This window comes from Streptomyces sp. NPDC002403, assembly GCF_053593015.1.
In genome coordinates, this window is record NZ_JBSFBQ010000082.1 from 1 (window position 1) to 24,610 (window position 24,610).

Annotated in this window: 23 protein-coding genes, 1 pseudogene and 1 riboswitch; of the genes and pseudogenes, 14 read left to right on the top strand and 10 right to left on the bottom strand. The window is 71.0% G+C overall.

Going from position 1 to position 24,610, the window contains the following annotated elements; all coding sequences use genetic code 11:
* The 4 genes from ACWCPY_RS40000 to ACWCPY_RS40015 all read left to right on the top strand — a co-directional run.
* Positions 1-228 (top strand): GlcG/HbpS family heme-binding protein (locus tag ACWCPY_RS40000; protein WP_451273628.1); only part of this gene is annotated, 228 nt, incomplete at its 5' end.
* Positions 229-261: 33 nt separating this feature from the next.
* Positions 262-858 carry an ankyrin repeat domain-containing protein gene (locus ACWCPY_RS40005; protein WP_451273630.1) on the top strand — a complete coding sequence of 199 codons (597 nt, stop codon included), beginning with the start codon at positions 262-264 and terminating at the stop codon, positions 856-858.
* A complete protein-coding gene (locus ACWCPY_RS40010; RefSeq protein WP_451273632.1) occupies positions 855-2,012 on the top strand; it encodes a hypothetical protein in 1,158 nt (385 codons plus the stop codon). The genes ACWCPY_RS40005 and ACWCPY_RS40010 overlap by 4 nt, the downstream gene beginning before the upstream one ends.
* Before the next feature lie 45 nt (positions 2,013-2,057).
* The gene (locus ACWCPY_RS40015) at positions 2,058-3,467 is read left to right on the top strand and encodes a M1 family metallopeptidase (RefSeq protein WP_451273634.1); all 1,410 of its coding nucleotides are present in this window, start codon (positions 2,058-2,060) and stop codon (positions 3,465-3,467) included.
* Positions 3,468-3,497: 30 nt separating this feature from the next.
* Here the strand turns inward: ACWCPY_RS40015 and ACWCPY_RS40020 are convergent, their stop codons facing one another.
* On the bottom strand, positions 3,498-5,078 hold the full coding sequence (locus ACWCPY_RS40020) for a M4 family metallopeptidase (protein ID WP_451273636.1): 1,581 nt from the start codon (positions 5,076-5,078) through the stop codon (positions 3,498-3,500).
* A 291-nt stretch (positions 5,079-5,369) separates the two neighbouring features.
* A complete protein-coding gene (locus tag ACWCPY_RS40025; RefSeq protein ID WP_451273638.1) occupies positions 5,370-5,945 on the bottom strand; it encodes a TerD family protein in 576 nt (191 codons plus the stop codon).
* A 183-nt stretch (positions 5,946-6,128) separates the two neighbouring features.
* Between ACWCPY_RS40025 and arfB the strand changes: the two genes are divergently transcribed.
* The gene (gene arfB / locus ACWCPY_RS40030) at positions 6,129-6,563 is read left to right on the top strand and encodes an alternative ribosome rescue aminoacyl-tRNA hydrolase ArfB (protein ID WP_072487942.1); all 435 of its coding nucleotides are present in this window, start codon (positions 6,129-6,131) and stop codon (positions 6,561-6,563) included.
* Positions 6,564-6,584: 21 nt separating this feature from the next.
* Here arfB and ACWCPY_RS40035 read toward each other — a convergent pair whose 3' ends face one another.
* Positions 6,585-7,091 (bottom strand): flavin reductase family protein, encoded by a 507-nt coding sequence (locus ACWCPY_RS40035; protein WP_451273641.1) that lies wholly within the window; start codon positions 7,089-7,091, stop codon positions 6,585-6,587.
* A gap of 372 nt (positions 7,092-7,463) precedes the next feature.
* Between ACWCPY_RS40035 and cdgB the strand changes: the two genes are divergently transcribed.
* Positions 7,464-9,107 carry a diguanylate cyclase CdgB gene (gene cdgB / locus ACWCPY_RS40040; RefSeq protein WP_451273643.1) on the top strand — a complete coding sequence of 548 codons (1,644 nt, stop codon included), beginning with the start codon at positions 7,464-7,466 and terminating at the stop codon, positions 9,105-9,107.
* A gap of 152 nt (positions 9,108-9,259) precedes the next feature.
* On the top strand, positions 9,260-10,222 hold the full coding sequence (locus tag ACWCPY_RS40045) for a carbohydrate-binding protein (protein WP_451273645.1): 963 nt from the start codon (positions 9,260-9,262) through the stop codon (positions 10,220-10,222).
* An 80-nt stretch (positions 10,223-10,302) separates the two neighbouring features.
* Here ACWCPY_RS40045 and ACWCPY_RS40050 read toward each other — a convergent pair whose 3' ends face one another.
* The 4 genes from ACWCPY_RS40050 to ACWCPY_RS40065 form a co-directional block, all read right to left on the bottom strand.
* The gene (locus tag ACWCPY_RS40050; RefSeq protein ID WP_451273647.1) at positions 10,303-11,154 is read right to left on the bottom strand and encodes a class II fructose-bisphosphate aldolase; all 852 of its coding nucleotides are present in this window, start codon (positions 11,152-11,154) and stop codon (positions 10,303-10,305) included.
* A 62-nt stretch (positions 11,155-11,216) separates the two neighbouring features.
* Positions 11,217-12,179 carry a 1-phosphofructokinase family hexose kinase gene (locus ACWCPY_RS40055; RefSeq protein WP_451273665.1) on the bottom strand — a complete coding sequence of 321 codons (963 nt, stop codon included), beginning with the start codon at positions 12,177-12,179 and terminating at the stop codon, positions 11,217-11,219.
* 170 nt (positions 12,180-12,349) lie between these two features.
* Positions 12,350-13,504 carry an N-acetylglucosamine-6-phosphate deacetylase gene (nagA, locus tag ACWCPY_RS40060; protein WP_451273649.1) on the bottom strand — a complete coding sequence of 385 codons (1,155 nt, stop codon included), beginning with the start codon at positions 13,502-13,504 and terminating at the stop codon, positions 12,350-12,352.
* Positions 13,504-14,436 carry an ROK family protein gene (locus tag ACWCPY_RS40065; protein WP_451273651.1) on the bottom strand — a complete coding sequence of 311 codons (933 nt, stop codon included), beginning with the start codon at positions 14,434-14,436 and terminating at the stop codon, positions 13,504-13,506. Before ACWCPY_RS40065 ends, nagA begins: the two co-directional genes overlap by 1 nt.
* Before the next feature lie 471 nt (positions 14,437-14,907).
* Here ACWCPY_RS40065 and ACWCPY_RS40070 point away from each other — a divergent pair, with 471 nt between their 5' ends.
* From ACWCPY_RS40070 to otsB, 3 genes are all read left to right on the top strand, one after another.
* Entirely contained in the window at positions 14,908-16,173 is a 1,266-nt protein-coding gene (locus ACWCPY_RS40070; protein WP_451273653.1) for an ABC transporter substrate-binding protein, read from the top strand.
* A 165-nt stretch (positions 16,174-16,338) separates the two neighbouring features.
* Positions 16,339-16,599, top strand: a complete 261-nt coding sequence (locus ACWCPY_RS40075; RefSeq protein ID WP_451273655.1) for a DUF3263 domain-containing protein — start codon at positions 16,339-16,341, stop codon at positions 16,597-16,599.
* Positions 16,600-16,663: 64 nt separating this feature from the next.
* On the top strand, positions 16,664-17,521 hold the full coding sequence (gene otsB / locus ACWCPY_RS40080) for a trehalose-phosphatase (protein ID WP_451273657.1): 858 nt from the start codon (positions 16,664-16,666) through the stop codon (positions 17,519-17,521).
* Between the two features lie 13 nt (positions 17,522-17,534).
* Here the strand turns inward: otsB and ACWCPY_RS40085 are convergent, their stop codons facing one another.
* Positions 17,535-18,938 carry an alpha,alpha-trehalose-phosphate synthase (UDP-forming) gene (locus tag ACWCPY_RS40085; protein WP_451273659.1) on the bottom strand — a complete coding sequence of 468 codons (1,404 nt, stop codon included), beginning with the start codon at positions 18,936-18,938 and terminating at the stop codon, positions 17,535-17,537.
* 44 nt (positions 18,939-18,982) lie between these two features.
* The gene (locus ACWCPY_RS40090) at positions 18,983-19,939 is read right to left on the bottom strand and encodes a glucosyl-3-phosphoglycerate synthase (RefSeq protein WP_451273661.1); all 957 of its coding nucleotides are present in this window, start codon (positions 19,937-19,939) and stop codon (positions 18,983-18,985) included.
* 154 nt (positions 19,940-20,093) lie between these two features.
* A riboswitch (SAM riboswitch) is annotated at positions 20,094-20,220 on the top strand.
* A gap of 17 nt (positions 20,221-20,237) precedes the next feature.
* Here ACWCPY_RS40090 and thrC point away from each other — a divergent pair.
* The 4 genes from thrC (at position 20,238) to groL (ending at position 24,460) form a co-directional block, all read left to right on the top strand.
* Entirely contained in the window at positions 20,238-21,548 is a 1,311-nt protein-coding gene (gene thrC, locus ACWCPY_RS40095) for a threonine synthase (RefSeq protein ID WP_451273663.1), read from the top strand.
* Positions 21,549-21,578: 30 nt separating this feature from the next.
* Positions 21,579-21,857, top strand: a complete 279-nt coding sequence (locus ACWCPY_RS40100; protein WP_072487929.1) for a MoaD/ThiS family protein — start codon at positions 21,579-21,581, stop codon at positions 21,855-21,857.
* 421 nt (positions 21,858-22,278) lie between these two features.
* On the top strand, positions 22,279-22,485 hold the full coding sequence (locus ACWCPY_RS40105; protein WP_003967346.1) for a cold-shock protein: 207 nt from the start codon (positions 22,279-22,281) through the stop codon (positions 22,483-22,485).
* 352 nt (positions 22,486-22,837) lie between these two features.
* Complete coding sequence (gene groL / locus ACWCPY_RS40110) at positions 22,838-24,460, top strand: chaperonin GroEL (protein ID WP_072487928.1); 1,623 nt, start codon at positions 22,838-22,840, stop codon at positions 24,458-24,460.
* A gap of 46 nt (positions 24,461-24,506) precedes the next feature.
* Here groL and ACWCPY_RS40115 read toward each other — a convergent pair.
* Positions 24,507-24,610: pseudogene (locus ACWCPY_RS40115) on the bottom strand (glucosamine--fructose-6-phosphate aminotransferase); the annotation flags it as partial.

Below are 24,610 nucleotides of genomic sequence, written 5' to 3' on the forward strand. Positions count from 1 at the left end.
AAGAAGGCGTTCACCGCCGTCTCCTGGAACGCCCCCACCTCCGAGCTGGCCCAGCGCCTGACGAACGCCCCCACACTGAAGGACATCCCCGGCACTCTGTTCCTCGCGGGCGGCGCCCCGGTGCAGGTCAACGGTGCCCCGGTCGCGGCCATCGGCGTGGCCGGAGCCCCGAGCGGCGACCTCGACGAGAAGTTCGCCCGGGCCGGCGTCGCCTCCCTCGCCAAGTAAGCGCCCAGCAGGCCCGTTGACAGGAGTTAGGACATGAACGCCCTCGATCGACAACTGCTCGACGCCGCACGCGCCGGTGACACCGACCGGGTGCGGTCCGCGATCGAGGGCGGCGCCCGGGTGGACTGCCGCGACGAGGAGCTGCGCACCCCGCTGCTCCTCGCCGTCCACGGCGACCACGTCGAGGCCGCCCGGCTGCTGGTCGCGGCGGGCGCGGACCCGGACGCCCAGGACGGGCGCGAGGAGAGCCCGTGGCTGGCGACCGGGGTCACCGGCAGCGTCCCGATGCTGCACGTCCTGCTGCCGGCCGGCCCCGATCTGAAGCTCCGCAACCGCTTCGGCGGCATCGCGCTCATCCCCGCGAGCGAGCGCGGCCACGCCGCCTACGTACGGGAGCTGCTCCGGGTCACCGACATCGACGTCGACCACGTCAACCGGCTGGGCTGGACGGCCCTGCTGGAGGCCGTGATCCTCGGCGACGGCGGCCGGGCCCACCAGGAGGTCATCGAACTGCTGCTGGCGGCCGGTGCGAGCGTGGACCTGCCGGACAACGACGGGACGACCGCGCTGGACCACGCGGAGCGCCGCGGCTTCACGGAGATCGCCGCGCGGCTGCGGGACGCCCGGTGAACGCGCGCCGCGCGGTGGTGGCGCTGGCCGCGGCGGCGGTCCTCACGGGCTGCGCGAGCGGAACGCCGGCCGCGTCCCGTACCCCGGACAGCGCACCGGCGGCCCCGGCGCCGGCACCGTCCGCCTCGGCGGGGAAGGCCGGTTCGGCCGGGAAGGCCGCCCCGGCCACCCCGCGCGGCACCCTCCTCGTCGCCGACTTCGGCGGCGACACCGTGACCTTCGTCGACCCTGACCCCGGCCACCGCCGGCACACGCTCGGCTCCGTCGAGGTCGGCACCGCCCCCTACGGCCTGGTCGTCGACGACGAGGGGCTGGCCTGGGTGGCGACCGCCGAGGGGGTCGCGGTCGTCGACACGGAGAAGCGGACCCGGCTCGCCCGGATCCCGTACCGGACGCGGACCGGGCCGGTTACGACCGGCGAGTACCGGGGCGGCGGCATGGGGATCGCCCTGGCCCCCGACGGTCGGCACGTCTACGTCGGCGTCAATGTGCCCGGCCGTGACGGGGTGCTGGAGACCATCGACACCGCCACCCGCGAGGTCACCGGCACGGTGCCGGTCGGCCGCCGCCCCTTCGACGTGGACGTCTCGCCGGACGGCGCCGAGGTGTACGCCACCGGCCACGACTCCTTCGACGTCACGGCGGTGAACACGTCCGGCGGCGGGACGCGGCGCTTCGAGGTCGCCCCGTACGGCACCGAGGGCGGCCTCGGCTCCTGGCTGAAGCCGCACTACGCCGTCGTACGCCCCGCCGACGGCAAGCTGCTGCTGCCGTTCGAGGGCGAACGGCTCGTCGTCCTCGATCCGCGCACCGGCAGGAGCACCATCGAGCCGATGACCGCCGACACCCACCAGCACGGCGCGACGCTCGCACCCGACGGCACCCTGCTGGTCGTCGGCACCGGCCCGGTCCTCTCCGAGGACAAGGGCCCGTCCCTGACGATCCGTACCCCCGGGGGCACCGAGCGCGTGGTGCCGCTGGACGGGCCGCACGAGGACGTGGCGGTGTCCGGCGACAGCCGCACGGCGTACGTCACCGAGGGCTTCACCCGCGACGGGTACGGCAACGGCATCACCGTCGTCGATCTCACGGGCGCGCACCGGCCGTTCGAGGTGGCCGCGGGCGCCCGTCCGCTGGGGATCGCGGTCCTCTGAGGCGATATCCCGCCAATCGGGCATTCCGTGCCTAGGATCGCCGGTGTGGATCAGCGAACACCCGTACGCCGCACGGCCCGCGCCGCCGCTCTCGTCCTGCTGGTGCTGACGACGTCCACCGGCTGCACCGGCGGGGTCGAGGGCAGGCCCGGCGCCTCCGGCCTGCGCGACCCGTACTTCCCGAAGCTCGGCAACGGCGGCTACGACGTCACGCACTACGACCTCGCGCTCGACGTCGACCCGGCCGCCCACCGGCTGCGCGGCACCGCCACGATCACCGCGCGCGCCACCCAGGACCTCAGCGCCTTCGACCTCGATCTCGTCGGTCTCACCGTGGACTCGGTGACCGTGGAGGGCCGCCCCGCCGCCGTCCACCGGGCGGGGCAGGAGCTGACGCTGCGCCCCGACGCAGAGGTGGCGAACCGTCTGCGCAAGGGCGGCACCTTCCGCACGGTCGTCCGCTACTCGGGCTCGCCGCGCACGATCACCGACCCCGACGGGTCGAAGGAGGGCTGGCTGAGGACCGCGGACGGTTCGGTCGCGCTCGGCGAACCGACCGGCTCGATGGCCTGGTTCCCCGGTAACAACCACCCGAGCGACAAGGCGTCGTACGACATCGCCGTCACCGTCCCCGAGGGGCTGACGGCGGTGTCCAACGGCGAGCCGGCCTCCCGGCGCACCTCGGACGGCACCACCACCTTCCACTGGCACGTTCCCGAACCGATGGCGACCTATCTCGCGACCGTCGCCATCGGCCGCTTCGACACGAAGGCATCGACGACCCCCGACGGGATCAAGGTGTTCACCGCCGCGGACACGACGGTGGCGGCGGCCAGTGCGCGGGTCCTCGCCCGGGTCCCCGAGGTCGTGAAGTGGGAGGCGGAACGGTTCGGCCCGTACCCCTTCTCCGCCACGGGCGCGATCGTGGAGCGCTCCGGGGACGCCGGCTACGCCCTGGAGACCCAGGACCGGCCCTTCTTCCCCGGGCCGCCGGGCACCGGACTGCTCGTCCATGAGATGGCCCACCAGTGGTTCGGGGACTCCGTCACCCCCGAGAGCTGGCGGGACATGTGGCTCAACGAGGGTTTCGCGACCTACGCGGAGTGGCTGTGGGGGGCCGACAAGGAGGGCCGTCCGGTCCAGGGCCGGTTCGACGCCGCCTTCAAGAACGACGACAACTGGGCCTTCCCGCCGGCCGATCCGCCGACGGCCGCGGACATCTCGCAGGCGCCGGTGTACGGGCGCGGGGCGATGGTCATCCACAAGATCCGGCAGGCTGTGGACGACGACCGGCGTTTCTTCGCGCTCGTGCGGGGCTGGACGAAGGCCCACCGGCACGGCAACGCGTCGACCGCCGACTTCACCGCGTATGTGGAGAAGACGACCGGGCAGGACCTGACGAAGCTGTGGGACACCTGGCTGTACGGCAGGAGCCGGCCCGCCTCGAAGGGCTGACCGGCTCCCGGTGGAGTACCGCCGCGCGGACTACTTCACGTTGACACCGCTCCAGGCGGCGTCGACGGCCGTGAGCTCGGCGCTGTCCGCCCCGTACAGGTCGGTCGCCGCCTTCTCGGTCGCCTCACGGGCGCCCGCGTAGTCGGTGGACGACGTCATGTACTCGGAGAGGGCCTTGTACCAGATCTGGACGGCCTTGTCCCGGCCGATGCCGGTGACGGTCGAGCCGTCGGCGGTCGGGGAGTCGTAGTCGACCCCGTTGATGGTCTTCGCGCCGCTGCCCTCGGACAGCAGGTAGAAGAAGTGGTTGGCGACACCGGAGGAGTAGTGCACGTCGAGGTCGCCGACGCTGCTGTCCCAGTAGTCGGCCGAGCCGCCGTCCTTGCTCGGCTTGTCCATGTAGCGCAGCGGGGTGCCGTCGCCGTTGATGTCGATCTTCTCGCCGATGAGGTAGTCGCCGACGTCCGTGCTGTTGTCGGCGGCGAACTCGACCGAGGTGCCGAAGATGTCGCTGGTCGCCTCGTTCAGGCCGCCGGACTCACCGAAGTAGTCGAGGTTGGCGGTGGACGCGGTCAGGCCGTGGCTCATCTCGTGGCCCGCGACGTCGAGGGCGGTCAGCGCGCTCTTGTTGTCGGCGCCGTCGCCGTACGTCATGCAGAAGCAGCTGTCGTCCCAGAACGCGTTGACGTACGAGTCGCCGTAGTGGACCCGCGAGTACGCGGCCTTGCCGTCACCGGCGATGCCGTCGCGGCCGAACGCCGACTTGTAGAAGTCCCAGGTCTGCGCGGCGCCGTAGGCGGCGTCGACCGCGGCGGTCTGGCGGTCGTTGCCGGTGCCGTCGCCCCAGGTGTCGTCGTCGTCCGTGACCAGGTCGCCGGTGCCGTTCTCGCCCTGGTTGAGGTCGTACGTCTTGTGGCCGCCGCGGTCGCCGTCGGTCAGCTCGAAGCCGGAGCCGGACGCGGTGGTCGACAGCTCGACCTGACCGCTGTACTGGCTGTTGCCGACACCGGTCTCGACCGCCTCGTAGCTCTGGAGCTTCTTGCCGGTGATCGCGTCGGTGATGGTGTGCACCCGGCTCGGGGTGCCGTCCTTCTGCACCCCGGTCCGCACCGTCTCCAGGGCGAGGACGGGCTTGCCGGAGACCGCCCAGATCACCTTGCGGGCGGCGGCCGCGGTCTTGATCTTCGGCGTCGTGGACGGCACCGATATCCGGGCCCGGGTCGCCTTGGTGACGCCCTTGAGCTTTCCGCCGGGGGCGGTGTGGGTGACGAGGTCGCCGCCGAGCACGGGCAGCCCGTCGTAGGTGCGCTCGTAACGGGTGTGGACCGTGCCGTCGGCGTCCTTGATCACATCACGGACGACCAGCTTCTCCCGGCCGCCCAGCCCGAGCGAGTCGGCGGTCGAAGAGGCGTCGCTCTGCGCGGACTTGATGGCGGCCATGCGCTGCGAGGCCTTGTTGGCGCTGAAGGGGACGACGCTCCGAGTGGTGGAGTGACCGCCGTTGCCGTTGTCGGGCACGGCGTTCGCCGCACCGGTCTGCATGCCTACGACGACCATCGCGGCCACTGCGGCCAGGGCTGCGGCGCGACGGGTGTTCATGTGGGGGGTCATGCGCTCTCCGTTGCTCGTTCCGTGGGGGGTTACGAGCCGAGAGCGTGCCACCGAATGACCAACATTGACGGTGCACTAACAAATACCTCACATTTATTTGACCACTTCTTGTCCGAATGGAATACACATGTGTTCGTTAATCGGCGGGAGTTGGGTGCAGATGTCCGATGGCATCGCATAGCGGGCGCTATGTGCCCGCTCCGTCCATGCGCACGCGAAAGCCCCCGGCCGCCGGAATCCGCCGGCGGCCGAGGGCTTTCGTGAATGTGCTGTTGTGCCGGAGCCCGTGCGTCAGAGGTTGACGCCGAAGTCCTGGGCGATGCCGCGCAGGCCGGAGGCGTAACCCTGGCCGACGGCGCGGAACTTCCACTCGGCGCCGTTGCGGTACAGCTCGCCGAAGACCATGGCGGTCTCGGTGGCGGCGTCCTCGCTCAGGTCGTAGCGGGCGATCTCGGTGCCGCCGGCCTGGTTGATGATGCGGATGAACGCGTTGCGCACCTGGCCGAAGTTCTGGCTGCGGGTCTCGGCGTCGTAGATGGAGACCGGGAAGACGATCTTGTCGACGTCGGCCGGCAGGCCCGCCAGGTTGACGTTGATCTGCTCGTCGTCGCCCTCGCCCTGGCCCGTGACGTTGTCGCCGGTGTGGATGATGGTCTGGTCCGGCGTCGACTTGTTGTTGAAGAAGACGAAGTGGCCGTCGGAGACGACCTTCCCGGCGGGGTTGACTGCGATCGCCGAGGCGTCGAGGTCGAAGTCGGTGCCGGTGGTGGTGCGGACGTCCCAGCCGAGGCCGACCGTGACGGCGGTCAGGCCCGGGGCCTCCTTGGTGAGGGAGACGTTGCCGCCCTTGGACAGGCTTACAGCCATGGGAAGTCCCTTTCATCGTCGCTTGCGGGCTTCGTGCCCTCACGAAGCTACCGTCACAGGCCATAACGCGGGGAAGGGGTCAGGAGGTTCCTGACCCCTTTACTTTCTTTACCGAAATCCCCCGGCCGGCCGGACGGCCGGTGCGGCAAAAGAAGGTGACGAACACCCTCCGGTGCGAGGAACATGGGTGCCATGTCCGGGCCCTATGTCATCCGCGGTTCGGTCTCCCTGCCGGAGGCCGAGCTCATGTGGCGTTTCTCGCGGTCCTCGGGACCCGGCGGGCAGCACGTCAACACCAGCGATTCCCAGGTGGAGCTCCGCTTCGACCTCGCGGCGACCGAGTCGCTCCCCGAGGTGTGGAAGGAGCGGGCGCTCCAGCGCCTGGAGAGCAGGCTCGTGGGCGGGGTGATCGCGGTACGGGCCTCCGAGCACCGCTCCCAGTGGCGCAACCGCGAGACCGCTCTCGTACGGCTCGCCTCCCTGCTCGCCGAAGCGACGGCGCCGCCCCCGAGGCCGCGCCGCAAGACACGGATCCCACGGGGCATCAACGAACGCCGGCTGCGCGAGAAGAAGCAGCGCGGCGAGACCAAGCGCGGCCGCTCCGGCCGCGACTGGTGAGGGCCCCGGCCCCCGCCGCCCTCACCCCAACTGCCGGTACCGGCCCCGGAAGTACGTCAGCGGCGACCCCTCCGCGCTGGGCAGGTCCGCGCTCAGCACCCGGCCGATCACCAGCGTGTGGTCGCCTGCCAGGACCCGCTGCTCGGTACGGCACTCCAGTGTGGCCAGCGCGCCGCCGATCAACGGGGCGGCGGTGACCTCGCCCCGGGTGTAGGGGATGTCCTCGAACAGCAGCCGGTCGCTGATCCGGCCCTTCATCGCGAACCGCCCGGCGACGTGCCGCTGGCTCTCGGCGAGCACGGACACCGCCCACAGCGGCTGCTCGGAGAGCAGGTCGTCCATCCGGGAGTCGTTGCGCAGACTCACCATCACCAGCGGCGGGTCCAGGGAGACCGACATGAAGGCGGTCGCCGTCATGCCGACGTCCTCACCCCGTCCGTTCTCGTCCAGCGGCGGCTCCTGGGCGGTGATCAGCACGACACCGGCGGCCAGCCGGGCGAGGGCGCCTCGGAACTCATCGTTGCTCACCCCCTCAGCATGGGGGATGGGCCGGGGACGCGGGGCGGGGGTCGTCGTCTGCAACACATCGGGCACGCTAGCCGTGGAGCGCGTGCCTCCGCATCGGGCCAAGGGACCAGTCGGGTCCTAGGACCCGTGGTCCACGGGGCGGCGCGGCCCGGTGCCTGCAACGCCCGGATTTGCGTTCAAGAAAAGTACGGAGCGGATCCGCACGGCACTCGCGACTCTTTACCATCTGTTGTGACTTGAGTCACAGAGTGCAATATTTGTTGACCCTGTGTACCGACGGCACAGCTCACTGTGATTCAGTTGCCGTGACACTGCAGTAAGTACGTCGATATGAAACCTGGAGTGCTGTCGAGGTCTCGGGGAGTGCGAGCAATGGAGGCCGAGTCGGAGCCGTACGTCCGTCTTGCGACGATGCGGCAGCTGCATCAGGCCGTGGCCGATCTCAACACGGCGCGGAGCCTGGCCGACACACTGCAGACCGTGGCCGACGGAATCGTCACCGGTCTCGGCTACGAGCTGGCCTGCGTGAACCTGGTCCGCCCCGACGGCGATCTCGTGGTCGCCGCCTTCGCGGGCAACAGCGCGGCGGAAGCCCTGATCACCGGCCGGGTGGGCTCGCGCGCCTCCTGGGAGCGCCGGCTCACCATGGGGCAGGCCTGGGACGAGCTCCGTTTCATACCCCACACCGACGGCTGGGTCCTCCTCGACGACGACGTACCGCAGTGGCACACCGACGGGCCCGACCCCCGTTTCGAGGACGAGTGGCACCCCCAGGACCGCCTCTACGCCCCGATGTACGCCTCCGGCGGCGGTGCCGATCTGCTGGGCGTCATCTCCGTGGACCGCCCGCGCAACGGCCGCCGCCCCGGCGCCTGGGGCCGCGAGGCCCTCCAGATGTACGCGTCACAGGCCGCCATTGCGATCAGCAACGCCCGGCTCCGAGCAAACATGCAGCGGGCGCTGGTCCGTCTGGAACGGGAACAGCAGGCGCTGCGGGCCAGCGAGGAGTCCTTCCGCCAGGCCTTCGAGTACGCGCCCAGCGGCATGGCCATCGCAGAGATGGGCGGCGACCAGCACGGCCGGCTGCTGCGCACCAACGACGCCCTGTGCCGGCTGCTGGGCCGGCCCGCGTCCGTGCTGCGCCGCTACTCCTTCGCCGACCTCGTCCACCCCGAGGACATCGGCACCCTGCTGCGCACCTCGGCCGAGGGCGGCCGCGCCGAGCTGCGGCTCGGGCGGCGCGACGGCACCTACCTCTGGGTCTCGCTGCGCAACTCCGTCGTCGCCGACACCGCGGACGGCCCCCGCTTCCTGCTCACCCACGTCGAGGACATAGAGGAGCGCAAGCGCCACGAGCTGCACCTCGCGCACCGGGCCTCGCACGACGCGCTCACCGGCCTGCCCAACAGCGCCGAGCTGCGCTCCCGGCTGAGCGCCCGGCTCTGCGAGCGACCGAACGCGGCGGCCACCACCCCGGTGGAGGCGCTGGACGCGGCCTACGGCGACCTCGACGACCCGGACGCGCGGACGCACGGCTACGAGGTCGACGCGGCACCCGGCGGCCCCTTCGACCACCATGTGCACGCCGTCGCCCCCGACACCGAGCACGACGACGGGGCGAAGGGGCTCGCGGTCCTCTTCTGCGACCTCGACGGCTTCAAGTCGATCAACGACCGCTTCGGCCACCACACCGGTGACGCGGTGCTGATCGAGGTCGCCCGCCGGCTCACCACCTGTGTCCGCGACGGCGACACCGTGGCCCGGCTCGGGGGTGACGAATTCGTCGTCCTCGCCGACGGGCTCGGCGACGCGGACGCCGCCGACCTGGCCGTACGCCTGCGCAACGCGATCATTCCGCCGATCCGGGTCGACGGCAGAGCGGTGCGGGTGGGGGCGAGCTTCGGCATCGGCTGGGCCGCCTGCGGCATGACCGCCGAAGAGGTGCTGCGCTCCGCCGACCAGCGGATGTACGTGGAGAAGCGGTCCCGCTCCAAGGTTCACCGCAGGGCCGGCTGACGTTCACGGCGGCGCTGCCCCCGCGCTCCGCCGCCGGTCCACCACCCGCGACGGCAATTCTTGGTGTGGGCCGTTCGGGGTAGGCTCGGCCGGTCGGCCACGGCTGGCAATATTCGGCGACGGCTGGCGACATGGTGAGGAGTGACCCAGGGATGACGGCCGGGAACAACGGCGCAAACACGCCCGAGGACGACGATCCGTTCGGCTACCTGTACGAGGACGGACAGGCGGCAGGAGCCCAGCCGCCGCGGCAGGGCGGCTACGGCTACCCGCCGGTGGGCCAGCCCGGGGTGCCCCGTACCTCGTACAACCAGGTACGCACCGTCGGCGAGCGTCAGTACGGCCAGCAGGTGCCGCCGCAGCAGGCGTACGGCCAGCAGCAGGCGTACGGCCAGCCGAACGCCCAGTACGCCGCCCCGGAGACCTACCCCGGCGGCACCGCGCAGTCCCCGCAGCAGGGCGGCCGCGGCCGGTCCGGCGGCTCCTCCGGCAGTGGCGGCCCCAACACCAAGGGCCTGCTGATCGCCGCGGTCGCGGTGGTCCTGGTCGTGCTCATCGGCATCGGCGCCGCGCTGATCACGGGCGACGGCAAGGACAAGAAGAAGGAAGAGGCCACCTCCTCCGCCGGTCCCGGCGGCCAGGTCGAGGAGTCCCCGAAGCCCCAGCAGTCCGCCAGCTCCGAGGCCCCGGCCGAGCTGCCCAAGCAGGACGCGGCGACGCTGAAGCTCGGCGGCACGGCCCAGCTGGACAACACGACCAAGGGCGCGAAGAGCGCCAACGGCCAGTACATCAACCTGAACGAGGTCGGCAGGTCGGCCACCTGGTCGGTCGAGGTGCCGGAGGCCGGTCCGTACACGCTGTTCGTGACGTACGGCGTGCCGGGCAAGGACGCCAAGACGTCCCTCACGGTCAACTCCGAGGCCCCCCGCGGCATCAACATGAAGAACTACGCCAACGCTCCCGAGGGTGACCTGGAGAAGGGCTGGACGACGACGTTCGCCTACGTCAACCTCAACAAGGGCGCGAACACCCTGATGATCTCCTGCAACGACGGCGACCAGTGCGACGCCAACCTGGACCAGCTGTCGCTGAAGGCCGGTCAGCAGAAGCGCTGAGCGTATGACGAGAACGGTCCGGCCCCATCGCCCCGCCCGGGCGATGGGGCCGGACCGTTCTTGATCACGCGGTCCGGTCGTCAGCCCATCAGTGCGAGGAAGCCCGCCACCGTCGCGGCCATCGCCTCGCGTCCCGGGGCGATGTACTTCCTCGGGTCCACGCCCGTGGTGTTCTCGGCCAGGTACGCCCGCACCGCACCGGTGAACGCGGTGTTCAGGGCCGTGCCCACGTTGATCTTGACCATGCCGGAGGAGGCGACGGCCTGGCGGATCTCCTCGTCCGGGACGCCGCTGGAGCCGTGCAGCACCAGCGGGACCGGGACGGCCTCGCGGAGCCGGCCGATCAGCTCGTGGTCCAGGGCGGCGGTGCGCTCCGTCATCGCGTGCGAGGAGCCGACGGCGACGGCCAGCGCGTCCACCCCGGTGTCGCGGACGTACGCGGCGGCCTCGGCCGGGTCCGTACGGACGCCGGGGGCGTGGGCGTCGAGCGGGGCCTCGCCCTCCTTGCCGCCGACCTTGCCGAGTTCGGCCTCGATCCAGATGCCGCGCTCGTGGCCCCAGGCCACCGCCTCGGCCGTGGCCCGCACGTTCTCCTCGTACGACAGCTTGGACGCGTCGAACATGACGGAGCCGAAGCCCTCGGTGTGCGCCTGGTGGAGCAGCTCCACGGACTCGACATGGTCGAGGTGGAGGGCGAGCGGGGCGCTGGACGCGCGGGCGACGGCGGCGGCCGCGGCGGCGATCGCACCGAGCCGTCCGCCGTGGAACTTCACGGCGTTCTCGGAGATCTGGAGGATGGCGGGGGCTCCGGCGCGCTCCGCGCCGGCCGCGATGGCCTCCGCGTGCTCCAGCGTGATGACATTGAAGGCGGCGATCCCGCGTCCCTCGGCCTGGGCGGCGGAGACGAGTTCACCGGTGCTGACGAGCGGCATGCTGACCTCTTGCTACTTCTTTCGGACCGGCGGACGGGCCGGTCCGGGACGGGCGCGGCCTCTCAGGCCGCCGGTGCGTGTTCCTCGATGCCGACGCGCGGCAGCAGCTCCTCGTACGCCGCGCGGTCGAAGTCGCCGGCCGTGGGGGAGAGCACGGTCGCCGTCGACAGTGCCACCGCCCGCCGCAGCCGGTCCGGCCAGCTCAGCCCCTCGACGAGGCCGGACAGCAGCCCGGCCACCGCGGAGTCGCCCGCGCCGGTCGGATTGCCCAGGACCTTGGCGGGCGGCGTCGCCTGCCAGGTGCCGTCGGGGGTGACCGCCAGCATGCCGTCCGGTCCCAGCGAGGCGATGACTCCGTGGGCGCCGCGGCGGCGGGCGTCGCGGGTGGCGCGCATCGGTTCGCGGGAGCCGGTGAGCTGGGCGAGCTCGTCGGCGTTCGGCTTGATCAGGTCGGGGCGGGCGGCGATGCCGCGGCGCAGCGGTTCGCCGCTGGTGTCCAGGAGTACGGGGACACCGGCGGCGCGGGCCGCGCGGACCAGTTCGGCGTAGGCGCCGACGTGGATGCCGGGCGGCAGGCTGCCGCAGAGCGCGACGGCGTCGGCCCCGGCGAGGAGCTCCTCGTACCGGCCGAGGAGGGCGGTCCACTCGTCGGCGGTGACGAGCGGGCCGGGTTCGTTGAGCTGGGTGGTGTCGCCGGTCGCCCGGTCGACGACGGCGATGGTGCGGCGGGTGTTCCCGGCGACGGTGACGAGGGCGTCGGTGACCGGCGCGGGGGCCGTCGTGGGCGCGGGGGCGTCCGCGGGCAGGCCGGCCAGCAGTTCGCGGAGCACCGCCCCGGTGGAGCCTCCGGCGAAGCCGGTGACCACCGTCTCGTGGCCGAGGGCGGAGAGCACCCGGGCCACATTGAGTCCCTTGCCGCCGGGTCGCTCGGACATGTCGCTGACGCGGTGACTGGCGTGCGGGACGAGTTCCGGGACGCCGTACGTCAGGTCGAGTGCCGTATTCAGTGTGACCGTGAGGATCACCGCGGCCGCTCCCTCGATCCCTGCTCCCAAGCGCGAAACCGTGGACGGAATGCGCTTTCTCTGGCTGTTTTCCAGGCGATCATGCCAAAAAGGAGGCGGTCGGCCCAGACCTGTGGGCCAACCGCCGTCTCTTCGTTACGTATTCGACTCACCGTCAATAACGGGGCAGATCAGCCGATCAGGGGCTCTTTGACCCATTCGCCCTTGCGCATGACGCCCTTGAGCGCGAAGTCCTCGTCCAGGACCACCAGGTCCGCGTCCTTGCCCGGTTCCAGCGAGCCGACCCGGTCGTACACGCCGAGCAGCCGCGCCGGGTTGGCGGAGATGGACTGCACCACGTCGCCGACCGGGATCCGGTCGACGGTCACGGCCCGGTGGAAGGCGGTGTCCAGGGTGAGCGTGGAGCCCGCGATCGAGTTGCCCTCGACCAGTCGCGCGACGCCGTCCTTGACCTCGACCGCGAGCGGGCCGAGCTGGTAGAGGCCGTCGCCGAAGCCGGCCGCGTCCATGGCGTCGGTGATCAGCGCGACGCGGTGGGCGCCCGCGTGGTGGTAGGCCAGCTCCAGCGCCGCGGGGTGCAGATGCGTGCCGTCGTTGATCAGCTCGACGGTGATCCGCTCGTCCTCCAGAAGCGCGGCGATCGGGCCGGGCTCGCGGTGGGCGAGCGGCGGCATCGCGTTGAAGAGGTGCGTGGCGACGGTGGCGCCCGCGTCGATCGCCTCGACGGTCTGCTCGTACGTGGCGTCGGTGTGCCCGATCGCGGCGATGACGCCGTGCTCGGCGAGCAGCCGCACCGAGTCGATGCCGCCCGGCAGTTCGGTGGCGAGCGTGAACATCTTCGCGGTGCCGCGCGCCGCGTCCATCAGCTTGCGGACCTCGGCCGGGTCCGGGTGGCGCAGCAGGTCCTCGCTGTGCGCGCCCTTGCGGCACGGCGAGATGAACGGGCCCTCGAAGTGGATGCCGGCCAGGTCGCCCTGCTCCACCAGCTCGGACAGGACGCCGGCCCGGTGGGCGAGGAAGTCCATCTCGCCGGTGACGGTGGAGGCGACCAGCGTGGTGGTGCCGTGCTCGCGGTGGGTGCGGATGCCGGTGAGGACCTCGTCCACGGTGCCGGAGGTGAAGGAGGCGCCGCCGCCGCCGTGGTTGTGCATGTCGACGAAGCCGGGGACCACCCAGTGGCCGCTCAGGTCGAGGGTCCGGGCGTCCTCGGCCGCGCTGCCCACGATCCGGGTGCCTTCGACGATCACCCGGCCGTTCTCGACGGTCCCGGTGGGAAGCACCACCCGGGCACCTGCGAGAACTGTGCTGTCTGCGCGTCCGGCCATCAGGCGGATACCTCCGTGGAGAGAAGATCCCAGGCGAGCAGCCCTGCGCCCAGGCATCCGGCGGTGTCCCCGAGGGCCGCCGGGGCGATGTGGGGCAGCTTCTGGAACGTGACGCGTTCCTCGACGGCCGCACGGAGTGGTGTGAACAAGGTTTCCCCGGCCTCGGCGAGCCCGCCACCGATGATGAGGGTGCGCGGGTCGAGCAGCGTCAGCGCGGTGACCAGTCCGGCGGCGAGCGCGTCCACCGCGTTGCGCCAGACCTCCACCGCCGCCGGGTCGCCGGACTCGACGGCCTTCGCGCAGTCCGCGGCGTCCGCCTCGGGGTCGCCGGACGCGGCGGCCCAGGCGCGGCTGACGGCGGAGGCGGAGGCCAGGGTCTCCAGGCAGCCGCGCTGTCCGCAGCTGCAGTCCGGCCCGTCCGGCCGGACCACGATGTGCCCGATCTCGCCCGCGTAGCCGTGCGCGCCCGCCTCGATGGTGCCCGCGATGCCGATGGCCCCGGCGATGCCGGTGCCCAGCGGTACGAAGAGGAAGCGGTCGGCGCCCTTGCCCGCGCCGATCCGGCCCTCGGCGAGCCCGCCGGTGCGTACGTCGTGGCCGAGCGCGACGGGGACGCCGCCGAGCCGCTCGCCGAGCAGTTGCCGCATGGGTACGTCGCGCCAGCCCAGGTTCGAGGCGTAGACCGCGATCCCGTTCTCGGCGTCGACGATGCCGGGCACGGCGACACCGGCCGCGACGGCGCTCTCGCCGAGGTGCTCCTCGCCGTACGCCCGCAGGTCCGCGGCGAAGTCGAGGATCGACTCCACGACCGCTTCGGCGCCGCGTTCTCTGCCTGTCGCCCGCCGCGCCTCGTACAGCAGGGTGCCGTCGGCCCCGACCAGTGCGGCCTTCATTCCGGTGCCGCCCACATCGAGGGCGATGACGTGTTTCACGGGGAACAGTTTCGCCCGAGGAGGCAAAAAGGTCTAGTCCACTATCCCGGTTTGTTGCGGATCCATACAAAATCCCGGCAATGAAACGCGCGACACGTGGGCGGCGCGGGAACCGGGCCGTCCCCGGACGCCTCGGGGCGAAAGGATCACGCTGCGCGAGAGGTCGCGCGGGTGGTCAGGGTCGTACCCCTTCGACTCCGCCGGACCGCGCGGCGCCGCGTACGCGATGGCCGTGAATCAGCAGGAGGGACCGCACCGGGGCACCCGCGCCGCAACCTGCCCAGCGGCAGGCGCAGTTCGGGGCAACGCATCTCGGATGCGCGGCGCCGGGCACCGGCCGGTTGCGTTGCGAAAGCGATACCGCTTTGGTGTAGACCATCGGCAACGGCCTGGGGCAGGATCGCACCTCATTCAACGGCCCCACGACGGCGTGGCGGCACGGATGACGCGACGGATGAGGACGGTCTGGCTGTGCAGCTGCGCTACCGGGTACTGACCGCGGCCGTGACCGCGCTGGGCATGACGGCGACACTGTCGGGCTGCGGCGGTGACAGCGGCCCGGGGGACGTCACACTCAGGCTCGTCGCCGCCGACTACGGCACCGGCCCGGCCAACAGCTCCCGGAAGTACTGGGACGGGCTCGTCAAGGGCTTCGAGGCGACCCACCCCGGCATCGAGGTCGACGTCAGCGTCTACTCGTGGAAGGACATCGACCGCGAGGTCGCCGCGCTGGTGAAGAAGGGGCAGGCCCCCGACATCGCCCAGATCGGCTCGTACGCCGACTACGCCAAGGCCGGCAAGCTCTACCGGGCCGACGAGGTGCTGTCCATCCGCACCCAGGCCAACTTCCTGCCGTCCCTCGCCGAGGCGGGCAGCGTGGACCGCACCCAGTACGGACTGCCGTTCGTCGCCAGCACCCGGCTGCTCTTCTACAACAAGAAGTACTTCGCGCAGGCGGGCCTCGACGCCCCGCGGACCTGGGACGACATACGCGACGACGCGGCGGTGCTCGGACAGCGTGGCGTGACCTACCCGTTCGCGCTGCCGCTCGGCCCCGAGGAGTCCCAGGCCGAGACCATGATGTGGCTGCTCGGCGGGGGCGGCGGCTACATCGACGACAGCGGCTCGTACGAGATCGACTCGGACGAGAACATCAGGACCTTCGACTGGCTGAAGACGAATCTGGTCGACAAGGGACTCGTCGGTCCCACCGCCCCCGGGGAGCTCGACCGCCAGAAGGCGTTCGACGCGTTCACCGACGGCCGGGTCGGCATGCTGAACGGGCACCCGACGCTGATGCAGGAGGCCGAGCGCAAGGGCGTCTCCGTCGGCATGGTCCCGATGCCCGGCATCGGCGGTCCCGGCAAGAACTCGCTGGGCGTGGCCGACTGGATCATGGGCTTCAAGCAGCAGGGCCACCGCGTGCAGCTGCGCAAGTTCTTCGACTATCTGTTCACCGACAAGAACGTCATCGACTTCGCCGACGAGTACGACCTGCTCCCGGTCACCGACAGCGCCTCCGCGGCCATGGAGTCCGACACCAGGTACAAGCCGCTGTGGAAGTTCCTGGCCGCGCTGCCGGACTCGCAGTTCTACCCGTACGGCAAGAGGTCCTGGGCCCGGTCCAGCGAGTCGATCAAGGAGAACATCGGCAGGGCGGTCGAGCCGAACGGCAGCCCCAGGAGCGTCCTGGGGAAGATCGCCCGCGACTCGGCCGCGGCGGCCGCGGCGGACTAGGGTCTTTCGTTTGGATCAGGCCAGATCCCGCGAGCCCGGCATGATCCAAACGAGAGGCCCTGGGGTCTTTCGTTCGGATCAGGCCGGATCCGGCCGGACACCGCGAGGCCCAGGAGCTGCTCCGGCGGGGTGGCGGCCCTGCGGACGGGCGATAGGTTGGCTGATATGACCGCCTCCACGAATGGCCCCGACGACGAACCGGACGGCCTCTGCGACCGCGACCGCGCCGTGCTCGCCGTCGAACGGCAGTCGTGGTCCGGCCCCGGGGCGAAGGAGCGGGCGATCCGCGAAGAGCTGGGCATCTCGCCCACGCGCTACTACCAGCTCCTGAACGCCCTGATCGACGACCGCCGCGCCCTGGCGGAGGACCCGGTGACGGTCAACCGCCTGCGCCGGGTGAGAGACGCGAGACGCGGACGCCGCTGAGCGCCGGACCAGGCACTCCGGCACACCCGCCCCCAACTCCCCGCCCCGGCTATAGGCTCCCCCCATGGGCAGCAACCCCGAAGCAGCCGCGCTCCCGACTCCCACCACCCGACCCGGCCGTGAGGCCCTCGCCGCGATCCTCGCGCGCCCCGACCGCGCCGTCATCGCGCTCGACTTCGACGGCACCCTCGCCGACATCGTCCCGGACCCGGAACAGGCCCGCGCCCACCCCGGCGCCGTCGAGGCCCTCGCCGCACTCGCCCCGGAAGTGGCCTCCATCGCCGTGATCACCGGCCGCCCGGCCGGCGTCGCGGTCCGGCACGGCGGCTTCGCCGGAGTTCCCGGCCTCGACCACCTCGTCGTCCTCGGCCACTACGGGGCCGAACGCTGGGACGCCGTGTCCGGCACCGTCCACGCCCCCGCCCCGCACCCCGGCATCGCCGCGGCCCGCGCCGAACTCCCGGGCGTGCTGGACAGGTCCGGCTCCTGGCACGGCACCTGGATCGAGGAGAAGGGCCGGGCGATCGCCGTCCACACCCGCCGGGCCGCCGACCCGCAGGCCGCGTTCGAGGCCCTGGGCACCCCCCTCGGTGAGCTCGCCGCCCGGCACGGACTGATCGTGGAGCCGGGCCGGCTGGTCCTGGAGCTGCGCCCGCCCGGCATGGACAAGGGTGTGGCACTCGCCCAGTACCTGCGCGAGACGGACGCCGAGTCCGTGCTGTACGCGGGCGACGACCTCGGTGACCTCGCCGCGTACGCCGCGGTGGAGAAGCTCCGCGCCGAGGGCCCCGACGGCATCCCCGGCCTGCTGGTCTGCAGCGGCAGCGCGGAGGTGCCCGAACTGGCCGAACGCGCCGATCTGCTGCTGGGCGGGCCGGGCGACGTCGTCGCCTTCCTGGCGGCGCTGGCCCGGCGGATCTGACCGGCCCGGCGGCTCACTCCCGCCGCAGCGCGTCCAACTGGTCCAGGAACCACTGCTGCGGCGGCAGCGCGACCGCCGCCGCGGCCAGGCGGTCGGTGCGCGCGGCCCGCTCGTCCTCCGCCATCGTCAGCGCCTCGTGCAGCGCCGCCGCCGTCGCGGAGACGTCGTACGGATTCACCACGACCGCGTCGCTGCCCAGCTCCTCGTACGCCCCCGCCTCACGCGACAGCACCAGCGCGCAGCCGTGGTCGGAGACGACCGGGATCTCCTTGGCGACCAGGTTCATACCGTCCCGGATCGGGTTGACGAGCGCCACGTCGGCCAGCCGGTACGCGGCGAGCGAGCGGGCGAAGTCGTCCTTGACGTGCAGCACGACCGGCGTCCAGCCCTCCGTGCCGTACACGGCGTTGATCTCGTCGGCGACCCGCCGCACCTCGGCCGTGTAGTCCCGGTACACCGCGAGGTCCTGCCGGGAGGGGTAGGCGAAGGCGACATGGACGACGCGCTCGCGCCATTCGGGCCGCTCGTCCAGGAGCGCGCGGTACGCGAGCAGCCCGCGCACGATGTTCTTGGACAGTTCCGTCCGGTCCACCCGTACGATCGTCCTCCGGCCGGGGCCGGTCTGCTCGCGCAGTGCCGCCATCCGCTCGTCCACATCCGCCTCGTGCGCCCGACGGCGCAGGAAGTCCGCGTCCGCGCCGAGCCCGTGCACCCCGATCCTGGTCCGCCCGGTGCCGCCCAGGATCTGGGTGCAGCAGCCGATGAACGCGTCCGCCCAGCGCCGGGTCAGGAACGCCGCCCGGTCCGCGCCCAGGATGCCGTGCAGCAGTTGCTCGGCGATGTCGTCGGGGAGCAGCCGGAAGTAGTCGACGGGCGCCCACGGGGTGTGCGAGAAATGGCCGATCCGCAGGTCGGGGCGGAGCCCGCGGAGCATGCCCGGCACCAGCGCCAGGTGGTAGTCCTGCACCAGCACCGCGGCGCCCGGCCCGGCCTCCTCGGCGAGCGCCTCGGCGAAGGCCCGGTTGTAGGCCTCGTACGAGGCCCACTGCCGCCGGAACTCCGCGTCGAAGACCGGCTCCAGCGGTGTCTGGTACAGCATGTGGTGGACGAACCAGAGCACCGAGTTCGCGATGCCGTTGTACGCGTCGGCGTGGACGTCCGCGTCGATGTCGAGCATCCGCACGCCCGGCTCGCCGACCCCGCGCCGGACCGCCTCCCGGTCCCCGTCACCGAGCGCGGCGCACACCCACAGCTTGTCGTCGACGGCGCTCAGCCCGGAGACGAGCCCGCCGCCGCCCCGCCTCGCGTCGAGCGATCCGTCCGTCCCCAGGGTGTAGGACACCGGGCCGCGGTTGGAGGCGACGAGGACCTGGGCGCAGGGCTGGACAGTGGGCTGGGCTTCGTGCTCGGAGACCATGTTGCGGAATCTAGCCCGATCACGAACCGCCCAAACGTGCGAAGTCAGGCCGCGCGGCGTGAAACGTACTCCTCGATCTCGCACATCGGGGGCCGCTCCTCGGTGTCCACGGCATGGGTGCGCGGTACGAAGCCGTTCGCGCCGCGCTCGAACTGGGTGAGCACCGGGCGTACCAAGTGGCCGCGGGACAGCCGCAGCTGAGCGGTCCGGTAGATCGCCGCCGCCATCCGGCCGAGCGCCTGCCCGTCCTGGTGGCGGTGCTTGCGCACCCCCACGTCGACCTGGGCCAGCGCGTCCAGCCCCACGGTGTGCAGCGCGTCGACCAGGAGGCCCAGTTCCACGCCGTAGCCGACGGGGAAGGGCAGCCGTTCGAGCAGGGAGCGGCGTACGGCGTACTCGCCGCCCAGCGGCTGGACGAAACCGGCCAGCCGCGGCCAGTGCAGATTGAGCAGCGGACGGGCCACCAGCTCGGTCACGCGACCGCCCTGGCCCGTGGTGTCGCCGAACGGGCGGTCGTACATCGCCTTCACGAACTGCACGTCCGGGTCGGTCAGCAGCGGGCCGACGATGCCGGAGACGAAGTCCGCCGAGAAGTCCTTCAGGTCGGCGTCGACGAAGCACACGATGTCACCGCTGGTGACCAGGAGCGACCGCCACAGCACCTCGCCCTTGCCGGGCACGGCCGGTATCCGGGGGAGTATCGCGTCGCGGTGCACCACCCGGGCGCCGGCTTCCCGGGCGACCTCCGCGGTGGCGTCGGTGGAACCGGAATCGATCACCACCAGCTCGTCGACCAGCCGGACCTTCTCCATCAGCTCGCGCCGGATCGTCGCGACGATCTCGCCGACCGTCGCCTCCTCGTTCAGTGCGGGCAGCACGACGCTGACGCTCCCGCGGCCCGCTTCCCCGGCCGCGGCCCTGGCGGCCAGGAGGCGGTCCAGCGGGCGGTCGGCGGCCGACCAGGAACGCCTGGCCAGCCAGCACTCGACCTCTTCCAGCACGGTCGATACTCCCCTGTATGTGATCCATCTCGCGGTTCGGACGACTATCTCAACAGTCCGGTGCTTCGGTTACAGTCTTGAACAACGCGGACGACCATCGCATGCCGGGGTCCGTCCGCCGATAAATGCCCGGATCGAAGATCCGGTGCCACAGCGCTCATCCAGAGGGACTGAGGGAACGGCCCGTTGAAGTCCCGGCAACCCCCCCACCGACCGTGAGGTCCGGTGAGGAAGGTGCCAATTCCGTCTCGTGGCGAAACGCGCCGCGAGGAAGATGAGGAGAAAGGGCCTCGCCATCATGGCTGCGCAGACCGTTGCAGTAAGCACCAATTCTTCCGTCGACGCCGAAGCCGTCGACCTCGGTCCCGCCTCGGGCCTTTCCTGCCGCGAGTGCGGCGAGCGTTTCGAACTCGGCCCCATTTTCGCCTGCGCGTCCTGTTTCGGGCCGCTCGAAGTCGCGTACGACCTGCCGAGCGGCTCCCCCGAAGAGCTGAAGAAGCGCATCGAGGCCGGACCGGCCAACATCTGGCGCTACGCCCCGCTGCTGCCGGTCCCCGCCGATGTCGCCGAGAAGCCGAACCTGAACCCCGGCTGGACCAAGCTCGTCCAGGCCGACAACCTCGCCCGTGAGCTCGGCGTCGAGCAGGGCAAGCTGTTCGTCAAGGACGACTCCGGCAACCCCACGCACTCCTTCAAGGACCGTGTCGTCGCCCAGGCCATCGAGGCCGCCCGCGCCTTCGGCTTCACCACCCTCTCCTGCTCCTCCACCGGCAACCTCGCCGGTGCCGTCGGCGCCGCCGCCGCCCGCGCCGGCTTCCGTTCCTGCGTGTTCATCCCGCACGACCTGGAGCAGGGCAAGGTCGTCATGGCCGCGGTGTACGGCGGTGACCTGGTCGGCATCGAGGGCAACTACGACGACGTCAACCGCTTCTGCTCCGAGCTCATCGGCGACCCGCTCGGCGAGGGCTGGGGCTTCGTCAACGTCAACCTGCGCCCGTACTACGGCGAGGGCTCCAAGACCCTGGCGTACGAGATCTGCGAGCAGCTCGGCTGGCGGCTCCCGGACCAGCTGGTCATCCCGATCGCCTCGGGCTCGCAGTTCACCAAGATCGACAAGGGCCTCCAGGAGCTGATCAGGCTCGGCCTCGTCGAGGACAAGCCGTACAAGCTCTTCGGCGCCCAGGCCGAGGGCTGCTCGCCGGTCTCGGTCGCGTACAAGGGCGGCCACGACGTCGTCCGGCCGCAGAAGCCGAACACGATCGCCAAGTCCCTCGCCATCGGCAACCCGGCGGACGGCCCGTACGTCCTGGACATCGCCCGCCGCACCGGCGGCGCCGTGGAGGACGTGAACGACGAGCAGGTCGTCGACGCGATCAAGCTGCTGGCGCGCACCGAGGGGATCTTCGCGGAGACGGCGGGCGGGGTGACGGTCGGCGTGACGAAGAAGCTCATCGAGGCCGGTCTGATCGACCCGTCGCTGACCACCGTCGTACTCAACACGGGTGACGGCCTCAAGACCCTCGACGCGGTGGCCGACACCTCTCAGGCGACCGCGACGATCCGTCCGAGCCTGGACGCGTTCCGCGCCGCCGGCCTCGCCACCAGCTGATCACCCGAGACTCCAGGAAGGGCACCCACCATGAGCGTCAAGGTCCGCATCCCCACCATCCTCCGCACCTACACGGGCGGCCAGGCCGAGGTCCCGGCCGAGGGCTCGACCCTCTCCCAGGTCATCGAGTCCCTGGAGCAGAACCACCCGGGCATCGCCGCCCGTGTCCTGGACGACCAGGGCAAGCTGCGCCGCTTCGTGAACGTGTACGTCAACGACGACGACGTGCGCTTCGAGGGCGGTCTGGAGACGGCCACGCCGGACGGTGCCGGCATCTCGATCATCCCGGCCGTGGCCGGCGGCTGCTGACGCCCCGTCCGACCGCACCGCGTTATCGAATTGCCCCCTCCGCTTCAATCGCGGAGGGGGCAATTCTGCATGGTTGAGCGGGGTAGAGTGTGGGAAGTCCCCCCAGCTGCCCGTGCCGCCCGCATACGAGAATGCGCCCGGCCACGACAAGATGCAGCCAAAGTGCGCGATCCGCTTGAGGCATAAGTCGCCTTTGCCCGGCCCGACTTGCCCAGGATTCATATGAATTCCGCATATCCGGGCGTTCGGTTCTGCCGAGAATTCTCGTCCGATTGACCTGTTGCAGAGGGCAGTTGGGCAGATACATTCAGCCGCGGTCGACGCGTTCCGGCGCACACACCCTCTCCTGTCGGAGGGTGAGTTCTGACCCGGGTCCGCGAAGTGCGGTCCTGCGCAAGGGCCAGTAATAGGGGAGTTAGGCATGGCTCAGGGCACCGTCAAGTGGTTCAACGCGGAGAAGGGGTACGGCTTCATCGCGGTCGACGGTGGTGCGGATGTTTTCGTCCACTACAGCGCGATCCAGATGGACGGGTACCGCACCCTCGAAGAGGGTCAGCGAGTTGAATTCGAGATCTCGCAGGGCCAGAAGGGGCCGCAGGCAGACATGGTCAAGCTCGCCGTCGGCTGAGTTCGAGCGGTCGGCCAACCACACCACTCACGCATTGCGCTCACGCACTGCACTCACGCACTGAGGGCCCGTACCCCGGGGGTACGGGCCCTCAGTGCGTCTCGCGCGTGCCCCGGCCGCGCTCCCGCGCGCCCCGGCGCGGTGTCCACATCCCGAGGGGGACGCTTGCACTCTCGGGGGTCGAGTGCTAATCATTGGCGTTAGCACTCTCCAGGTGAGAGTGACAGAACTTGGACCGGGCCGGTGAGGCCCGCAGGTCGGTGGGGCAAGGAACCACCGGTCACGCAGGCCGTCCGTCGCGGGCGCCACTCGGTCCGGAGAAATCCACCCCTGTCCGGGAGGACCACTTCACATGGCCAAGATCATCGCGTTCGACGAGGAGGCCCGGCGCGGTCTCGAGCGCGGCATGAACCAGCTCGCCGACGCCGTCAAGGTCACCCTTGGCCCCAAGGGTCGCAACGTCGTCCTTGAGAAGAAGTGGGGCGCCCCCACGATCACCAACGATGGTGTGTCCATCGCCAAGGAGATCGAGCTGGAGGACCCGTACGAGAAGATCGGTGCGGAGCTGGTCAAGGAGGTCGCCAAGAAGACGGACGACGTCGCCGGCGACGGTACGACCACCGCCACCGTTCTCGCCCAGGCTCTCGTCCGCGAGGGTCTGCGCAACGTCGCCGCGGGTGCCAACCCGATGGCTCTCAAGCGGGGCATCGAGAAGGCCGTCGAGGCCGTCTCCGCCGCCCTCCTGGAGCAGGCCAAGGACGTGGAGACCAAGGAGCAGATCGCTTCGACGGCCTCCATCTCCGCCGCCGACACCCAGATCGGCGAGCTCATCGCCGAGGCCATGGACAAGGTCGGCAAGGAAGGCGTCATCACCGTCGAGGAGTCCCAGACCTTCGGTCTGGAGCTGGAGCTCACCGAGGGTATGCGCTTCGACAAGGGCTACATCTCGGCGTACTTCGCCACCGACATGGAGCGCATGGAGTCGTCCCTCGACGACCCGTACATCCTGATCGTCAACTCCAAGGTCAGCAACGTGAAGGACCTCCTTCCGCTGCTGGAGAAGGTCATGCAGTCCGGCAAGCCGCTGCTGATCATCGCCGAGGACGTCGAGGGCGAGGCCCTGTCGACCCTGGTCGTCAACAAGATCCGTGGCACCTTCAAGTCCGTCGCCGTCAAGGCCCCGGGCTTCGGTGACCGCCGCAAGGCCATGCTCGGCGACATCGCCATCCTCACCGGTGGCACCGTCATCTCCGAGGAGGTCGGCCTCAAGCTGGAGAACGCCGGTCTCGACCTGCTCGGCCGCGCCCGCAAGGTCGTCATCACCAAGGACGAGACGACGATCGTCGACGGTGCCGGTGACAGCGACCAGGTCCAGGGCCGCGTCAACCAGATCCGCGCCGAGATCGAGAACTCCGACTCGGACTACGACCGCGAGAAGCTCCAGGAGCGCCTCGCGAAGCTGGCCGGCGGCGTGGCCGTCATCAAGGCCGGTGCCGCGACCGAGGTCGAGCTCAAGGAGCGCAAGCACCGCATCGAGGACGCGGTGCGCAACGCCAAGGCCGCCGTCGAGGAGGGCATCGTCGCCGGTGGTGGCGTGGCTCTGCTCCAGGCCTCGGCCGTCTTCGAGAAGCTGGAGCTCTCGGGTGACGAGGCGACCGGCGCCAACGCCGTCAAGCTGGCGCTGGAGGCCCCGCTCAAGCAGATCGCCGTCAACGGTGGTCTCGAGGGCGGCGTCGTCGTCGAGAAGGTGCGCAACCTGGCCGTCGGCCACGGTCTGAACGCCGCGACCGGCGAGTACGTCGACATGATCGCCGAGGGCATCCTCGACCCGGCGAAGGTCACGCGCTCCGCCCTGCAGAACGCCGCGTCCATCGCCGCGCTCTTCCTCACCACCGAGGCCGTCATCGCCGACAAGCCGGAGAAGGCCGCCGCGGCCGCTCCGGGCGGCATGCCGGGCGGTGACATGGACTTCTGATCCTGACGGATCGGTAGTTCCTGTACAGCTCTGCCGCGTCGGCCCCCTGGACCAGCTGGTCCTGGCCCAGCTCGATCGCGGAGCGGGTGTGCGCGATGAACGCGGCGACGTCGGAGGCCAGGAAGGCTTCACCCTCCCCCACCCCCACCA

Coding starts and splice junctions, on each gene's coding strand:
- cdgB (WP_451273643.1), top strand. CDS start 7,464: ATGGAGGCCGAGTCGGAGCCGTACGTCCGTCTTGCGACGATGCGGCAG.
- otsB (WP_451273657.1), top strand. CDS start 16,664: ATGGGCAGCAACCCCGAAGCAGCCGCGCTCCCGACTCCCACCACCCGA.
- ACWCPY_RS40105 (WP_003967346.1), top strand. CDS start 22,279: ATGGCTCAGGGCACCGTCAAGTGGTTCAACGCGGAGAAGGGGTACGGC.
- groL (WP_072487928.1), top strand. CDS start 22,838: ATGGCCAAGATCATCGCGTTCGACGAGGAGGCCCGGCGCGGTCTCGAG.
- ACWCPY_RS40005 (WP_451273630.1), top strand. CDS start 262: ATGAACGCCCTCGATCGACAACTGCTCGACGCCGCACGCGCCGGTGAC.
- thrC (WP_451273663.1), top strand. CDS start 20,238: ATGGCTGCGCAGACCGTTGCAGTAAGCACCAATTCTTCCGTCGACGCC.
- ACWCPY_RS40050 (WP_451273647.1), bottom strand. CDS start 11,154: ATGCCGCTCGTCAGCACCGGTGAACTCGTCTCCGCCGCCCAGGCCGAG.
- ACWCPY_RS40045 (WP_451273645.1), top strand. CDS start 9,260: ATGACGGCCGGGAACAACGGCGCAAACACGCCCGAGGACGACGATCCG.
- ACWCPY_RS40020 (WP_451273636.1), bottom strand. CDS start 5,078: ATGACCCCCCACATGAACACCCGTCGCGCCGCAGCCCTGGCCGCAGTG.
- ACWCPY_RS40025 (WP_451273638.1), bottom strand. CDS start 5,945: ATGGCTGTAAGCCTGTCCAAGGGCGGCAACGTCTCCCTCACCAAGGAG.
- ACWCPY_RS40100 (WP_072487929.1), top strand. CDS start 21,579: ATGAGCGTCAAGGTCCGCATCCCCACCATCCTCCGCACCTACACGGGC.
- ACWCPY_RS40085 (WP_451273659.1), bottom strand. CDS start 18,938: ATGGTCTCCGAGCACGAAGCCCAGCCCACTGTCCAGCCCTGCGCCCAG.
- arfB (WP_072487942.1), top strand. CDS start 6,129: ATGGGTGCCATGTCCGGGCCCTATGTCATCCGCGGTTCGGTCTCCCTG.
- nagA (WP_451273649.1), bottom strand. CDS start 13,504: ATGGCCGGACGCGCAGACAGCACAGTTCTCGCAGGTGCCCGGGTGGTG.
- ACWCPY_RS40075 (WP_451273655.1), top strand. CDS start 16,339: ATGACCGCCTCCACGAATGGCCCCGACGACGAACCGGACGGCCTCTGC.